Annotated in this window: 10 protein-coding genes; 2 read left to right on the top strand and 8 right to left on the bottom strand. The window is 36.9% G+C overall.

The features are described from left to right. Window positions 1-30: 30 nt before the first annotated feature. The 4 genes from J2786_RS02020 to J2786_RS02005 all read right to left on the bottom strand — a co-directional run bounded on the left by J2786_RS02020 (window position 31) and on the right by J2786_RS02005 (window position 5,157). Complete coding sequence (locus J2786_RS02020; RefSeq protein WP_047432027.1) at window positions 31-759, bottom strand: pirin family protein; 729 nt, start codon at window positions 757-759, stop codon at window positions 31-33. A 592-nt stretch (window positions 760-1,351) separates the two neighbouring features. Beyond that, window positions 1,352-2,770 carry an MFS transporter gene (locus tag J2786_RS02015; RefSeq protein WP_052186994.1) on the bottom strand — a complete coding sequence of 473 codons (1,419 nt, stop codon included), beginning with the start codon at window positions 2,768-2,770 and terminating at the stop codon, window positions 1,352-1,354. Continuing rightward, window positions 2,770-3,288 carry a nuclear transport factor 2 family protein gene (locus J2786_RS02010; RefSeq protein ID WP_047432030.1) on the bottom strand — a complete coding sequence of 173 codons (519 nt, stop codon included), beginning with the start codon at window positions 3,286-3,288 and terminating at the stop codon, window positions 2,770-2,772. The genes J2786_RS02015 and J2786_RS02010 overlap by 1 nt, the downstream gene beginning before the upstream one ends. 9 nt (window positions 3,289-3,297) lie before the next feature. Further along, window positions 3,298-5,157 (bottom strand): glycoside hydrolase family 13 protein, encoded by a 1,860-nt coding sequence (locus J2786_RS02005; protein WP_052186995.1) that lies wholly within the window; start codon window positions 5,155-5,157, stop codon window positions 3,298-3,300. 203 nt (window positions 5,158-5,360) lie between these two features. Between J2786_RS02005 and J2786_RS02000 the strand changes: the two genes are divergently transcribed. Further along, on the top strand, window positions 5,361-6,356 hold the full coding sequence (locus tag J2786_RS02000; RefSeq protein ID WP_047433338.1) for a sterol desaturase family protein: 996 nt from the start codon (window positions 5,361-5,363) through the stop codon (window positions 6,354-6,356). A 61-nt stretch (window positions 6,357-6,417) separates the two neighbouring features. Here the strand turns inward: J2786_RS02000 and J2786_RS01995 are convergent, their stop codons facing one another. The 4 genes from J2786_RS01995 to J2786_RS01980 all read right to left on the bottom strand — a co-directional run bounded on the left by J2786_RS01995 (window position 6,418) and on the right by J2786_RS01980 (window position 14,213). After that, window positions 6,418-8,574, bottom strand: a complete 2,157-nt coding sequence (locus J2786_RS01995; protein ID WP_047432036.1) for a glycoside hydrolase family 97 protein — start codon at window positions 8,572-8,574, stop codon at window positions 6,418-6,420. Between the two features lie 71 nt (window positions 8,575-8,645). Continuing rightward, on the bottom strand, window positions 8,646-9,758 hold the full coding sequence (locus tag J2786_RS01990; RefSeq protein ID WP_047432038.1) for a SusE domain-containing protein: 1,113 nt from the start codon (window positions 9,756-9,758) through the stop codon (window positions 8,646-8,648). Between the two features lie 16 nt (window positions 9,759-9,774). Next, a complete protein-coding gene (locus J2786_RS01985) occupies window positions 9,775-11,343 on the bottom strand; it encodes a RagB/SusD family nutrient uptake outer membrane protein (RefSeq protein ID WP_082001974.1) in 1,569 nt (522 codons plus the stop codon). Between the two features lie 17 nt (window positions 11,344-11,360). After that, window positions 11,361-14,213, bottom strand: a complete 2,853-nt coding sequence (locus J2786_RS01980) for a SusC/RagA family TonB-linked outer membrane protein (RefSeq protein ID WP_047432041.1) — start codon at window positions 14,211-14,213, stop codon at window positions 11,361-11,363. Between the two features lie 336 nt (window positions 14,214-14,549). Here J2786_RS01980 and metG point away from each other — a divergent pair, with 336 nt between their 5' ends. Further along, on the top strand, window positions 14,550-16,586 hold the full coding sequence (gene metG, locus J2786_RS01975) for a methionine--tRNA ligase (protein WP_047432044.1): 2,037 nt from the start codon (window positions 14,550-14,552) through the stop codon (window positions 16,584-16,586). The last annotated feature ends 54 nt before the right edge of the window (window positions 16,587-16,640 follow it).

The following is a 16,640-nucleotide window of genomic DNA, read 5'->3' as shown; positions in this document are numbered from 1 at the left end:
GGTTTATTTTAAGATTACAAATTTAGTTTTTTATTTAAGATAAGACGGCAGTTCCATTGGGACTTCCATTAATAATACTTCAGTGTCTTCTACTGCTTCAATATTAAAGCTCTGTGTATCCCAGATTCCCAACCCGTCTCTTTCATTCAGAACGCGGTCTCCGATTTTTGCACTTCCTTTTAAAACAAATGCATACACTCCGTTTCCTTTTTTGTTGAGCATATAATTTTTGCCATTTCCTTTTGTAAAGTTGGCCAAGTTGAACCAGGCGTCCTGATGAATCCAAACTCCGTCATCATTTTTATTGGGAGATAAAATCTGTTGGAATCCATTGATTTTCTCGCCTTCTTTGATGCTTTTCTGATCATATCTCGGCTCAACATTCTGTTCTTTTGGGAACACCCAAATCTGAAGGAATTTTACCTCCTCGTCTTTATTTTTATTGTATTCACTGTGCATTACACCGGTTCCGGCGCTCATCACCTGAATTTCTCCTTTTCTGATCACCGCTGTGGTTCCCATTGAATCTTTATGCTCCAGATCTCCTTCCAAAGGGATTGAAATAATTTCCATATCTCTGTGTGGGTGTGTTCCGAAGCCCATCCCCTGAGAAACGGTATCGTCGTTTAATACTCTTAAAACTCCGAAGTTTGTTCTGTCTCTGTTTTGATAGTTGGCAAAACTGAATGTATGGTAAGAATTCAACCATCCGTGGTTGGCATGGCCTCTTGAATCTGCTTTATGATATACTGTTTTCATTTCTGTGATTATTTATAGTACAAATGTACGGCAAGCAGGCGTTTAAAAAGTTGATGTAGGTTAAGAAAGGAAATTTGGAGAAGTTAAAAAGGTTGAGAGAGCTCAGAAAGTGAGGATCATTTTAGGTTGGATTACGCAAAGACGCGATTTTTTTACTTTCAATATGTTTTTAAGGCGCAAAGATTTTATCTGCGATAAAATTTTATACCGTATATTTTTTCTTCTAAAGGTTGATGGATTACACCAATTGTATAAATAAGTGCAAAAACATCTGTGTTATCGGTGAAAATCTGCGGGAGATTATTATATTCTGAAGATCGAAAACAAATAAATATATAAAGGATAAATATTAAGTTTTGGCTAAAGCCAATGGATTAATACTTAAAGAGAAAGCGGGCTAAAGCCCGCTCCTATTGATACTTATTTAAACCAGTTAACTTATTCCTAATACCCTAGATTAATGATTAACAAAGGTTTCTTATTGATAACCCTTCGACAGGCTCAGGGTGACAACCCGAATACTAACCGGAATTTTTATGCGATGTCAGGCTGAGCCTGTCGAAGCTATTATTACGGAAAAGGATATTTATTTTTAAAAGTGTACCTGCTTGATTTCTTCTTCAATTTCCTTAGGCGTTTCATCTTCAGATTTCACAAAAATCATAGTTACTACGGCTCCAATGAGCATGCAAACACCTCCTACGACAACATAATCCATTGCCTGTTTTCCGAAAATACCACTTACAACAGGACCTCCGAATAAACCATTGATAATCTGTGGAATCACAATAAAGAAATTGAATATTCCCATATAAACACCCATTTTCCGTTGTGGAATCACCTCAATAAGCATCGCATAAGGCATTGCTAAAATACTGGCCCAAGCAAAGCCTAATCCGATCATTGAGATCCATAAATTGTTGACGTCTTTAATAAAATACATGGAAACAAGCCCCAAACCTCCGCACAATAAAGCTAAAGCGTGAGTCTGCTTTTTACCAATCATTTTCGCTATTGGAGTCAACAGAAAAGCAAACGGAATTGCCCAAAGATTATACATTCCGAAAAGCTTTCCGGTAAGGTCTCCGGCATCATTAAATGCTTTGGAATGGGTATCTTCCGGGGAAAGTCCGAAATGATGGGTGGCCAACGCACTGGTTGTGAAAACCCACATCGTAAACAATGCAAACCAGGAGAAAAACTGAACAATTCCCAACTTTTTCATCTGTGCAGGAATCGCAGCAAAATCTTTGAAAATATCTGAAAACTTGGATTTGTGCTGATCTGCTTCTTTTCCATCTTCAAAATCAGCAAATTCCTGTGGAGAATATTCTCTGGTTGTTATAATGGTATACAGAATTGATATAATCAACAATGCTGCCCCGATATAAAAAGAATAAATAACATTATCAGCTACAAACCCTGCTGGTGCTTCATTGGAAATCCCCATTTTTGTTAACCAGTCCGGAAGATAAGATCCTAATACGGCCCCAATTCCGATCAGAATTGTTTGTACAGAAAATCCTATCGTACCCTGATGTTTCGGGAGCATATCTCCTACCAAAGCTCTGAAAGGCTCCATTGCGATATTCACCGAAGCATCCATCATCGCGAGAAATATTACCGCTAACAGAAGAGCATTGGCGGCAAACATCTGGGTAACGGATGCGGCATTCGGAAGTAAAACCAATCCTATCGCGCATAAAACAGCGCCAATCAGGAAATAGGGCTTTCTCCTACCCAACGGACTCCACGTATTATCTCCCATATGGCCGATAATAGGCTGAACAATGAGTCCTGTAATGGGAGCTACCAGCCAGAACCAGGATAACTCGTGCACATCAGCTCCTAAATTCCCCAGAATACGGCTCGCATTTCCATTTTGTAATCCGAATGCCATCTGGATTCCCAGGAATCCCATGCTCATATTAATAATCTGGAGCATTGATAAGTCTGGTTTTATTCTTTTTCCCGCTGCTCCGGTATCATTTTTCCCCATCATTATCGCCATTATGACTTCAGTTTTTGAATTAACGCATCTTCAATAGGTGCTTTTTCAGTAACCACTTTATCTACCACCTCATTAGGTACTGTTACAGAAAGAACATATTGTTTTACCTTCCAGCTGCCATTGATTTTTTCTACCACTCCGGAACCTCTGCAAATTTTCATCTGGGTATCCAATAATTCGTCAAACCAGGCTAATTTTCCGTCTTTGCTGAAATAAATATTTCTTTTCAACGCTTTAAAATTCCAGGTTTTCTTTTTATCGAAGTAAGGTTTTGCCCATACCATAAATGCTTTTTTATCCCAGATTTCGGTAGCATCTGTTCCAATGAACGTGGATTCATCTGCAAAGAGGTTAAAATAGGCATTATAATCTGCTTTTGCAGCCGTTGCATTAAAGGTATCAAGCATGGTACTGATTTCCGTTTTTTCTTTTTCAAATCCGGTTTTTGATTGCGCGGTAAATAAAGAAAAACCCAGTACAACAAGGATTAAGGTATAAGCAGTCGTTAGTTTTTTCATATATATTAATTATTTTTCTAGTTCAATGATGAATGGCGTTTTTGCAGGGATATTCATACTGTTTTGTAATGAAATTTCTTTTCCTGAAATTACTTCTTTTCCTTTTGTATACCCATTCAGTGATTCTGCAAATCGTTTCAAGTTTAACGTCTGATCTTTTTCATTATTGTTGATGACCACCATTACACTTTCTTTTTCATTATATCTGAAATACACAAAAACACCATCCTGAGGAACGAAATTTTTAGTTTTCCCATTATGAATTACGTCTTTTCCTTTTCTCCAGTTTAATAATTTTTGAGTAAACCGAAAAAATTCTTTCTGTTCCGGAGTCTGAGTAGATGGATTGAAGGCATTCTGAGAATCAGACTTCCAGCCTCCTGGAAAATCTCTTCGGATATCCGCATCACCTCCTTTCATTTTATCGCCTCTCATACCTATTTCTGATCCATAATAAATCTGTGGAATCCCTCTCACTGTCGAGATCATGGCAAGTCCTAATTTATAAGCCTCCGGGCTTGCGTTAAAGATTTCATTCCATCTTTCAGTATCATGATTTTCCAGGAAGACCAGAAGATTATTGATATCCGGATAAAGGAAATCACTGGTAAAAGAGTCATAAACTCTAATCATGCCTTTATCCCAGCTTTCTTTTTCTTTGAGTGCCTTAGGTATATTTTCAAAAAGCATAAAATCCATTACCGAAGGTAAATTTGAATTATAATTTTCTATCGCTCCGATTTTCGAATTCTTCTGCCACGCCGCAATTTGTGCTGCCGTATACAGCCATGTTTCTCCTACGATATTGAATTTGGGATATTCATCAGTAATTGCCTTGGCCCATTTTGCCATGGCGTCTTTATCATTGTAAGGATAAGTATCTACACGGAAGCCTCCCAGTTCAGCATATTCGATCCACCAGATTGCATTTTGAATCAGATATTTCAGGACCAGTGGATTTTTTTGATTGATATCAGGCATGGTGGTATCAAACCATCCGTCCAGCGCATATTTTTTATCAATATCAGAAGCATTGGTATCAAATTGCGTTGTCGTTTTATAGTTGGAGCGCTTAAATCCTTTTTCTCCATCCTCAAACCAATGTATCCAGTCTTTGGAAGGAAGATCTTTAATCATCCAGTGTGAGCCTCCCCAATGGTTGGTTACATAATCCATCACCAGCTTCATGTTCCGCTTATTCAACTCCTGGGATAATGTTTTATAATCTTCATTGGTTCCGTAGCGGCCATCAATTTTATACAGATCAGTCTGGGCGTAACCATGATAGGAATACACTTTTTCGTTGTCTTCATTCACGGGAGTAAGCCAAACGGCAGTAGCTCCCAGATTCTGAATATAATCAAGATTGTTGATGATGCCGCGGAGATCACCTCCATGTCTGCCGTTTGGCAAACTGCGATCTGCTTTTTCGGTAAGTTCCGGCCTTGAATCATTCTTCTCATCACCATTGGCAAAACGGTCCGGCATGATCAGATACATAAGATCTTTTGAAGTAAAAGACTCGCGGTTGGCAGATCCCGGATTTCTTTGTTTCAGCTCATAGATATACGAGCCAATATTCTTTTTACCTTTTTTAATATGAATGGTAAACTTTGGAACGTTTATCCCGTGGGTATCAACTGTAATAAAAACGTAATTAGGATTATCAACTTTCCGGATGTCTTTAATCTGTATTCCATCTGAAAGGGTAACCTCGTTATTGCCTACATCTTTTCCGTAAACAAGAATCTGAAGTTCAGGGTTTTTCATTCCCTTCCACCAGAAAGCCGGCTCTACTCTTTCCAGATTTTTCTGGGAAAAAGCGAAGGAAGCTATCGAAAGGGCGAATGCTACATATATTGTCTTCATATTAATGTTCAATTTAGCATTAAATTTTTATATATACATCCAAAAATACAAGAGAAAGTTTCTTTTTTTGAGTTCATTTTATCTGAAATCATAAGTATAAATATCCTTATTTTTGATTTTATAACAAATACTTAAATTTTTCATAAAAAATTCATGTATAAAATTCATTTTCCATGCTTTTTATTTTTAGTTTTATAGAAAAAATGTTGGATTTCAGTAATATATTCAAAACTGAAGGACCAGATGTTGTTTATACATGGACAATCCCTGTGTTTGCTACTATAATTTTCCTGGAAATGGCCTATAGCCATTTTAATAAAGAGAAAATATATGAGACTAAAGATGTTGCAACAAATGTTCTTTTCGCCTTGCTTAATTATGGATTAGATATTATCATGAAAGGATTTTCATTATTCGTGATGATGTTCTTTTACCAGCACCGTCTTTTCGACTGGCAGGAAGGAATATGGTATTGGATCGCTGTATTCCTGGCTCAGGACTTTGCTTATTACGTCCATCATTATGTGGATCATCATTCACGTGTTTTCTGGGCTGTACATATTACGCATCACAATTCTGACTATTTCAATATCAGTACGGGATTCAGAAGCCCTGTATTTCAGCCGCTGTACAGGTATCTTTTTTTCTCCCCATTAGCATTCATGGGCTTTCATCCGTGGCATATTCTGGTAGCGTATTCTTCTATACAGATTTATGGTACATTTGTACACACCCAATCTATTAAAAGTATGGGGTTTTTAGAATATATCCTGGTGACTCCTTCCCATCACAGGGTTCATCATGCCTGTAATATCAAATATCTGGACCGTAATATGGGAATGGGACTGATTATCTGGGATAAAATTTTTGGAACTTTTGAAAAAGAAGATCCTAAGGTTCCTGTGAAATATGGAATCTATCCTAAGATGGAATCTAAAGATCCGGCAACTACTCTATTCTATGAATGGAGAAGAATAGGAAAAGATATCAGACAACCGGGACTTTCTTTCAAAGACCGTATAAAGTATCTTTTCTATTCACCGGGATGGAGACATGACGGAACCGGAAAAACGGTGAAACAGTATCAGAAAGAATATAAAGAAAAGGTAAAAACCGGAACTCCTCTGAAAGTAAAAGAACAGATTCCAGAATCTGAAAATCAATATTCCCAACTCATTCAACAGACAGAGGATAAATAACAAAAAATACCCCGGCCATCGAAAATTCGATAAACCGGGGCACCTTAGTGTATCTTTAAAATTATTTTACTGGTTTGATAGAAATTGCGAAACCGCCGCTTCTTGCCATTTTAAAATTAATTTTTGATTTTCCTGTAATCTCTTTCTTGTAGATGTTATAGCTTTGAGGATTATCAATATAATCAGCATTTTTTCCATCTTCATAGATCGTTGCCTCATATTTCTTTCCTTTATCCAGGAATGAGAAATCTACTGTATACTCACGTTTGTTTTCATCGGTAATACCTCCAACAAACCAGTTTTCAGTTCCTTTTGCTTTTCTTGCTGTAACTACATAATCACCGGGCTCTGCTGACAAAATTTTGGTATCATCCCAATCTGCTGCCACATCCTTGATAAACTGGAATGCATCCATATGCTTTTTGTAGTTTTCAGGAAGGTCTGCAGCCATCTGAAGCGGCATATACATAGTTACATAAAGTGCCAGCTGTTTTACCAGCGTAGTTTTTACAAAACGGTTATCTCCAGGGAAATAATAGTCAAGTTTTGTCTGGAAAATTCCTGGTGTATAGTCCATAGAACCTCCCATCCATCTTGTAAACGGAAGAACGGTCTGGTGATCTGGCTTGTTTCCTCCGAACGCTTCATACTCTGTTCCACGTGCTGCTTCTGCAGAGATGTAGTTCGGATAGGTACGGCTTTCTCCTGTTGGACGTACAGATTCGTGGGAATTAACCATGATTTTATAGTCATTTGCTTTTTCAGCAATTCTATAATAATGATTAATCGTCCACTGAGAGTAATGATGTTCTCCTCTAGGAATAATATCTCCTACATATCCGGTTTTCACAGCATCATAGCCATACTTATTCATCGTCTGGAACGCTTTATCCGCCCATCTTTCATAGTTCGTGGCAGAACCTGAAGTTTCATGGTGCATGATTAGTTTAATTCCTTTCGAATGTGCATATTCATTCAACATTTTGATGTCAAAATCCGGGTAAGGAGTAATAAAATCGAAAACAAATTCTTTTGAGTGTCCGAACCAGTCTTCCCAACCGATGTTCCAACCCTCGATCAACAATCCCTGGAATCCGTTTTCTGCGGCAAAATCAATATATTCTTTTACTTTTGTATTGTTAGCTGCATGTTTTCCGTTTGGAGTTAATTTTGTAAAATCAGTTTTACCCAAATGAACATTCTCCGCAGTAGAATATGCCCACTGTGATTTTCCAATGATCATTTCCCACCAAACACCCATGTATTTTGTAGGGTGAATGTAAGAAGTATCAGTGTACTTCGTAGGCTCGTTAAGGTTGAAGATCATTTTAGAATCCATCACCTGCTCTGCTTTTGGAGCTACTATAATGGTTCTCCAAGGCGTTACCGAAGGAGTCTGGATGTACCCTTTTGCTCCTTGTCTGTCAGCAGTCAAATGCGTTTTGAACTTATAGTTCTGTGCGTCTACTTCAAGATGGGAAGCCGGATAATCTAATACTGCAGCTTCAGCAACATTGATATACAATGGCTCTTTTCCTTCTTTTTTAAGCATCAAGGGAGACTGTACTGCATTCTTCACCAATGACTGGGAAGCGTTTGCATCGTATGCTTTGTCCCATTTTGAAGGGATTTCAGATACTTTGGTCTCCTGATACTGGTATTCCTGAGAATCATAATCCGCAACCATCCACCATGCTTTCATATCGGTAGGGAAATCGATTTCAGAATCTTCTTCTCTGATGACGAAATAATTAAGGTTTTTCTGTTGTGGGAATTCATATCTGAATCCCAGACCATCATTAAACAACCTGAACTTTACCACAATACTTCTGTCTGTAGAAGCCTGGCTAAGGGTAACTGCCAGTTCGTTGTAATGATTGATATAATTTTTCTTTTCTCCTAAAACCGGCTGCCAGGTTTCATTTTTGGAGTCTCTTTTTTCATCTGTCTTTGCAAAACCGTTGTTCAGATCGTATTTTGCATCTTCTGGTTTGGCAATCTCAGAAGCGAACTTGATAGCTGTGTCTTTAAATAATCTCAATCCCAATTTAGAATCTTCTACCACTACCGCTCCATTATACTTAAGGTTGTAGTAAGGTACTCCTTCTTTCAGCTGAAAGTTCATTTCGAACTTTCCGTCCGGAGATTTTAAAGATTGGGCTTTCACACCTGTAAACATCATTGAGAGCAAAAGCGCTCCAACTGTAATTTTCTTCATAATGACTATTTAATTAACTTAAAAAATAAAGTGCTGCGGTAAAGCAGCACTTTGCTTTATTTGAATTTGATTTACAATTTAGTAATGGTTAGCTTGTAATAGGCTGAATTGTGTAAATCCAGTTCAATTTTATAATTACCTGCCTGAGAAACTTTATATCCCGGGTCCCCTGTAACAGTTCCTTCTGCACTTAAATAAGACTGAACAGCAGTTCCTGAAGCCAGAGTCTGCTCTGCATCTTTTGGCTGGAACTTTATTGCCCAATCATCGTTAGCTCTGAACTTAAATACTCCTGTATTGGATAAAGCAATTGAATTGATAACATACGTTTTGGTTGCAGGGTTATAAACAAAATCAGTATCAGATCCCCATCCTGTAGGCGTTGCATCTCCAATAACTCCGAAGTTGGCTAAAACTGAAGAGTATGTATTTGCAGCCCAGTCTACTTTAATATAGTAGGTTCCTGCTGTAGGAGCTTTTATATTAACTTCCCCTGTTTCCACTAATTTACCTGTAAAAGTACCATCGTCTCCTTTATCTCCTGTATAACTTTGATTGATTGTAAATTTATACTCACTGTTAGGATTGGTAACATAAATAAAGCCTCTGTATTTATCATTCTTCTCAGGTGAAAATAAGTTGGGTGAATTGGTTGGCTCCCAATCTGCATATCCTGCTGCTCCGGCATATCCTCCAGGAACATTAATTTTTGGATAAATAAGGTCCGGATTTGGCTTATATCCTGTCATATTCACAGTAACTACATTTGAATAAAAGAAAGTAGTACTGTTTAATGCAGTTCTCATTCTCACTTCAATAGGCTTAGCGGTATCAGGCGCAACATTCAGCTGCGCAAGGATGTTATTAAGCTGTAAATGAGTAAGTGAGAAAGTTTTCTGGTCTGAAGGCAGATCCTGAAGTACATTTGTTGCGAAACCTGTTCCCGCTACTGCAAACTGTAGAGAATTGTTGAAACCTACACTTGGGGTAAAAGTTGGATTTTCCCAGGTAACAGTCAGTGCATTTTGTCCTGCTTTAGTTTCATCAAGCACTACAGAAGATTTATCTGAGGTTATTTTCCCCTGTGAAGTGTTATTTAACTCTAGTTTATCATCCTCTTTAGAGCATGAGATAAGGTATAAACCTACCAGAGCCACTAATAAAACGTTGAATATTTTTTTCATTTTTTTAGTTTTTAAATTAATAACCTGGATTTTGAGTTAAATTAGGGTTTGCCTGAAGGGCTGTTGTCGGGATTGGAAATACCTTATAGTTATCTGAAATAGATGTACCATTTTTAACACCTCCTTTCCAAGGCCATAAATAAGAAGATCCGGTAAACATTCCATATCTGATAAGATCCTGTCTTCTTACACCTTCCAAATTCAGCTCACGTGCTCTTTCATCTAGAACAGATTGTAATGTAATTGAACCTACTGCAGATGCTCCTGCTCTGGCTCTCACCTGATTTACGTATGTTAAAGCCTGGGCTGCATTAGCTGAAGAAGCTCCCCTAAGGGCACATTCTGCATAAATAAGGTATGCATCACTTAATCTGAATAAAGGAAAATCTGTTGATGAGAAAGCTGTGGCTCCACCTGTTCCATCAGAATTTTTATTCCAGAATTTATCTGAAGGGAAACCATTATTCCAGGTTTTGTAATCATCCATTTCCCACTGATGTCCCTGAGTCCAGAATAATCTCGCTCTAACATCATTACTATTCTTAAGATCAGTAGCATTATTACCAAATAAGCCATACCATGCTTTTGTAGCTCTGTGTCCGGCCCATCCGTCAGTTGCTCCAAAATTTGCTAAAACCATTGTTTCTGTACTCAGGCTTCCGTTAACAAGGTAGGTTGTATTTCCATAACTCTGGCTGGAAACTGCATCTGCAATTAATGGGAAAATTATCTCTTTTGAGGTATTATTATCTGCCGAGAAATTTTTTCTAAAATTAGATTCCAATTGATATCCACCTTCATTAATGACTTTAGTAATATAAGTACCTGCATCATTATATCTTGCTGTCCCCGTATAAACTTCTGCATTCAAATATAGCTTTGCCAACAACATTCTCACTACTGATTTATTGGCTCTTCCATAAGAATTAGAAAGAGGAAGCTGGGCTTCAATAGCCAACAATTCACTTTCTACATAATTGAACAAATCTTTTCTTGAAGCCTCTGGCAACGGTATACTTGAGTTAAAGTTATCATCTGTAACCAAAGGTCCTTTTCCAAATAAATCTATCAGATAATAATAAGAAAGCGCTCTCAGGAATCTAAGTTCATTAATAACCTGGTCTTTATTGGCATAATTTATATTGCCTTTTTTCATGATCAGGATAAGGTTGGTAGATTGTGGAATGGTATAATAAATTCTATCATATACATATTTAAAAAACTTATTATTACTGGTCCAGTTTGTGGTAGTGGTAAGTTGGTCCAAGCCATTATCTCCCCATCTGTTTTTCATTGCATCAGCAGTAAAGTCATTCAAATTTACAATACCTCTGATAAAAGGTGATTCTCCCGCATTAGCTCCTTCTATATCAGATTTATCCGGACCTTCCACACTTGAAAGTGCGAAACTTGCATATAATCTTGAAAGTAATCCTTCCACTGCTTTGGGGTCTTGCTGTAACAGATTTTCCAGGGTCAAATCATATTTTGGTTCCGTATCAAGATCATTCAGACAAGATGTAGTAACAAAAGCCAACATAGAGGCTATTGCAATGAATTTTATTTTAAATTTAATGTTTTTCATTTCTCTAATTTTAAATTTTAGAAATTAAAATTGAAACCAAGTGTATATATTCTTGGTCTTGGATAAAAATTGTTATCAATGGCATTGAAGTTTTCGGGATCTTGTCCTTTATATTTTGTGATAACAAATGCATTACTTACAGAACCATATATTCTAACATTCGTACTGCCAAACATATTTTTAACAAGATATCCAATTGTAGCATTGTCTAATCTTAAGAATGAGGCATCTTCCAAAAAGAAATCAGAAAAATATGTATTGTCTGTCAAATTCATAAATGGTGAATTTGCTGTATAATTCAGAACATTATTCAGAGCCACATCATTTTGCGGAACCGCATATGATTTAAAGCCTTGTGCCAGTTTTCTTGAGTTAAATACCTTACCTCCTATCTGTCCTCTGAAATTAGCACTCAAGTCCCAGTTCTTGTAATTCAGGGTGGTACTGAATCCGTAAGTCCAGTTCGGTCTTAAAGCTGTATAATATCTGTCATCGTTATTTATTTTACCATCACCATTTCTATCAACATATACATCTGGTAAAGGATTTCCTGCACTGTCATATACCTGCTGGAATACCCAAGCGGAATAAGGTTGATACCCCTCCACATGATATGCCAGCTGCGTTCCTGTACCTACAGGAAGACCTCCATCCTGCGCAAGAAGAACCGATTCCAGTTTCGTTACCTTTCCTTTATTATAAGATATATTTCCAGAAATACTCCAGCTCAGGTCTTCTCTTTTTATAGGAGTAAACGTTAAGTTAGCTTCAAATCCTCTGTTATTCATTTCTCCTACATTATCAACAAAGCTGTTGGTTAACCCCTGTCCTGGTGGTATAGATCTTCTCGCCAGAAGATTTGTAGTTTTTCTGTCGTATACATCAAAACTACCGGTTAGCATCCCATTTTTCAGGATTGTGAAATCTAAACCTCCGTTAATTGTTGTGGTTGTTTCCCATGTAAGATTTTCATTAAAAGGAAGTGCACTGTAGGTTCCTATTGCAGGAAAATATTGGGAGTTTGTGCTTCCGATCTGGAACAATGGTCTTGATGGGTAGAACCCTACAATACCGGTAATATCCTGTTGTCCTGTTTTCCCCCATCCTAATCTAAGTTTAAGTTCTCTAACTGAAGAAACATCCTTCAGGAAATTCTCTTCATTCACTTTCCATGCAAAACCTACTGCCGGAAAATATCCCCATCGGGAATCTTTTTTGAAGAGTGAAGATGCATCTGCTCTGAATGTAACTGTAAATAGGTATTTATTTAAAAGATCAATATTAGATCTGGCAATAAATGACTGCAGATTTAATTCATTTAAATATTTATCTTCCGGATTTAGAAATGGTAATACAATCGGAACTCTTAAACCTGTACTCGGATCTCCGTCATCATATTTATAACGGTCTTTATCTCCCTCATTTCTGAAATTCTGATATGAATATCCACCCTGGATCAGGAAATTAGAAATAAATCCTGAAAGCTTCTTGTTATACACCAAATAAGCATCCATAGTTTTATTGGAAATATTTTGTATTTCACGATAATCAATACCTGGATTGAAAACGTAAGGTGCTGAACCGTCTGTAGGCAATCTGTAAGTTTGTATTGCGTTATTACCAAATATAGTTTTAAGATCAGATTTTGATGATTCCAATCCTAAGTTCAATACAGCCCTAAGATCCGGTAAAAAATGCATTTTATAATCAAACTCAACATTTCCTAGAAATTTATTAACCCTTTGAGGCGCAGAACGCTGCAATAAAGCTGCTACAGGATTATCCTGTCCAATCTTTTTGTAAGGGTTATTATTATTATCAATATTCTGATAGTATCCTCCGAAGTCAACTCCATATGGAAGATTATTGGAATAAATCGGTAAAGTTGGATTAATATTGATAGCACCACCAATGGCTGCACCTGCATCAATAGCATTTAAGTCGGAAATAATTCCTTTTGCGTTAATATCAACTTTTAAATGGTTATCAAAGAACGTAGGCGTTATTTTTAAAGACCCTGAAAATCTTTCATAATCACTGGTCTTTACCACTCCTTCAGTTCTGTTATAGCCTAATGATAATCTGATTGGAAGTTTTTTGAATAAGTTTCCTGAAATACTTAAGTTATTATCACTGGACACAGAGGTTCTATAGATCGCTCTTTGCCAGTCGGTATCATATATTTGTCCCGGAATTGTAGGATTATCAGGATTTCCACCTACTCCCAATCTATAATTATACTGAGGATAGTAGGTATTAATATAGTTGACGAAGTCTGAAGACTTCATTACATCCATATACTTTGTTACTTCACCTACCGATACATTGGTACTTAAATTAATTTTCAGCTTTCCACCTCCTTTTTTAGTCGTAATAATGATGACACCGTTTGAGGCACGGGAACCATAAATTGCGGTAGCTGAAGCATCTTTCAAAATCGAGAAAGATTCAATATCATTCGGGTTTACCAGATTCAAAGGGTTTCCAACACCAGCAGGGTTACTGGAATCAAGAGGAACTCCGTCAATTACAATCAATGGATTATTCTGGGCATTCAGTGAAGCTCCACCTCTGATCCTGATATTGGGTTTTGAATCTGGAGAACCTCCATCGTTAGTAATTCTTACACCGGGAGCTTTACCGTTGATCAGCTGATCTGCAGATACAATAGCTCCTTTATTAAAATCTTTCTCAGAGACAGCAGTGATAGATCCTGTCAGGTCCGATTTCTTTTTAGCCCCATATCCGATTAATACAACCTCGTCAATCTTCTTCTCCTGAGGAAGAGAATCTTTTTTCTGCGCATGCATTACTGTACTGGCCAGTAAAAAAGCGGGCGCGATTTTTAATACTGTTGTAAAATTCTTCACAATCTTATTTTTTTATAGTTTCGTTTTTTTAGTCATTTTTTGGCCTCAAGCCAGACTTGCAATTTAAAAAAAAATTAGAATTATTATAAATTTAATATAATTTTAGTTAAAATTATGTATATTACGAAACCGATTTTAGTTAGTTTTTTAAAATACAATATTTTACAACGTCTTATGCTTTGCATACTATTTATTTTAATTTAAGAAAATGTTAAACACTTGTTTAACTTAATTTGATATTCGGTCCTCAAAAATTCCATTCTGCAGCATAATAACACCTTCAATAGCGGTATTCAACAGATATTCCTTATCTTTGCAGTCAAAACTTTACTATAAATGTCAAACAGAAAGATGATTACGGCAGCTTTGCCTTACGCAAACGGGCCGGTTCATATAGGACATTTGGCAGGTGTTTATATTCCTGCGGATGTTTACGCAAGATTTCAGAGAAGATTAGGAAAAGATGTAGCGTTTATCTGTGGTTCAGATGAGCACGGGATTCCTATTACCATAAGAGCCAAAAAAGAAGGAGTAACTCCTCAGGATATCGTGGACAAATATCACGAAATCATTAAAAAGTCTTTTGCTGATCTGGGAATTTCATTTGATGAGTATTCCAGAACAACATCTAAAAAGCATTATGAAACCAGTCAGGATTTCTTCAAGGTGTTGTACGAAAAAGGAAAATTCACGGAAGAAGTTTCTGAGCAGTACTTTGATGAGCAGGCAGGAGAATTCCTTGCCGACCGTTATATTGTAGGAACGTGTCCTAATTGCGGTAACGAAAATGCTTACGGAGACCAGTGTGAGAAATGCGGTTCTACCCTTTCCCCTTCTGAGCTGATCAATCCGAAATCAATGCTTAGCGGAAATGTTCCTATCCTTAAAGAAACAAAAAACTGGTATCTGCCATTAAACGAATACGAAGACTTTTTAAATGAATGGATCATTGAAGGTCATAAAGACGATTGGAAACCTAATGTATACGGACAGGTTAAGTCGTGGCTGAATGATGGTCTTAAGCCTCGTGCCATGACCAGAGACCTGAACTGGGGCGTTCCGGTTCCTCTTCCAAATGCAGAAGGAAAAGTATTGTACGTATGGTTTGATGCACCAATCGGTTATATTTCTTTCACCAAAGAATGGGCTGAGAAAAACGGAAAAGACTGGAAAGATTACTGGCAAAATGAAAACAGTGACCTTGTACATTTTATCGGAAAAGATAATATTGTATTCCACTGTATTATTTTCCCTTCAATGATGAAGGCTCACGGAGATTATATTATGCCTGAAAATGTACCTGCTTTTGAATTCCTGAACCTTGAGAACGATAAGATCTCAACGTCAAGAAACTGGGCGGTATGGGCTCATGAATACGTGGAAGATTTCCCAGGACAGCAGGATGTTTTAAGATATGCTCTTCTTTCATCAGCTCCGGAAACCAAAGATAATAACTTTACATGGAAGGATTTCCAAGCTAAAAATAACTTTGAATTAGTTAATAAATTTGGAAACTTTATCAACAGAGTTATTTCCTTTACAAATAAAAATTTTGAAGGAAAAGTTCCAAATGGTATTTTAGATGAAGAAAGCCAAATTGCTATCAAAACTGGAATAGAAGAAGTAAGTAATCATCTGGAAAAATATGAATTCAGAAATGCTTTAAGTGCTTTTATGAGACTTGTGGACTATGGTAATTTATACCTTCAAAACGCTGAGCCTTGGAAAACAATAAAGAACGACCCAAATGAAGCAGGACAAACTATGTTTGTTGGAGCTCAGATTGCAGCGGTTGTTGCTCAATTGTGTGAACCATTCATGCCATTCTCAGCTGAAAAACTATTTGGTTACTTCAATATTGAAAAAAAGGATTGGAATGATTTACAAAATACGAAAATCCATATTGAAGCTGGCCACAAAATTGAAGAAGCTCCACTATTATTCAATAAAATCGAAGATAGTGTAATTGAAGCTCAGATCCAAAAGCTGGAAAACACAAAACAAAACAATAAAAAAACAAACCCTAACGCAAACCCTATGAAAGAGGAGATCACATTTGATGACTTTACTAAAATAGACCTTAGAACAGCTACAATTATTGAGGCTGAAAAAGTAGAAAAAGCAGATAAATTATTAAAACTTACTGTAGATACAGGAGTAGATGTAAGAACTGTTGTTTCGGGGATTGCAGAAAGTTTCACGCCTGAAGAAGTAATCGGGAAGCAGGTAATGATCCTTCTGAACCTTGCTCCAAGAAAAATCAGAGGAATTGAATCTCAGGGAATGTTATTATTAACAACAAAACCAGACGGAAAATTATCTTTCGTGACACCGGATGACAGCAATGTTGAAAACGGTATTGAGATTGGATAATTAGAATCCTTATAAAGATAACAGGCTGTTTCACTAGAAGCAGCCTTTCTTTTA

This window comes from Chryseobacterium vietnamense, assembly GCF_031454475.1.
Classification (GTDB): Bacteria; Bacteroidota; Bacteroidia; order Flavobacteriales; family Weeksellaceae; genus Chryseobacterium; species Chryseobacterium vietnamense.
Note: the sequence above shows the minus strand (reverse complement) of the source record. Positions and strands in the feature narration are given on the sequence as shown.

Coding starts and splice junctions, on each gene's coding strand:
- J2786_RS02010 (WP_047432030.1), bottom strand. CDS start 3,288: ATGAAAAAACTAACGACTGCTTATACCTTAATCCTTGTTGTACTGGGT.
- metG (WP_047432044.1), top strand. CDS start 14,550: ATGTCAAACAGAAAGATGATTACGGCAGCTTTGCCTTACGCAAACGGG.
- J2786_RS01990 (WP_047432038.1), bottom strand. CDS start 9,758: ATGAAAAAAATATTCAACGTTTTATTAGTGGCTCTGGTAGGTTTATAC.
- J2786_RS02020 (WP_047432027.1), bottom strand. CDS start 759: ATGAAAACAGTATATCATAAAGCAGATTCAAGAGGCCATGCCAACCAC.
- J2786_RS02015 (WP_052186994.1), bottom strand. CDS start 2,770: ATGGCGATAATGATGGGGAAAAATGATACCGGAGCAGCGGGAAAAAGA.
- J2786_RS02005 (WP_052186995.1), bottom strand. CDS start 5,157: ATGAAGACAATATATGTAGCATTCGCCCTTTCGATAGCTTCCTTCGCT.
- J2786_RS01985 (WP_082001974.1), bottom strand. CDS start 11,343: ATGAAAAACATTAAATTTAAAATAAAATTCATTGCAATAGCCTCTATG.
- J2786_RS02000 (WP_047433338.1), top strand. CDS start 5,361: ATGTTGGATTTCAGTAATATATTCAAAACTGAAGGACCAGATGTTGTT.
- J2786_RS01995 (WP_047432036.1), bottom strand. CDS start 8,574: ATGAAGAAAATTACAGTTGGAGCGCTTTTGCTCTCAATGATGTTTACA.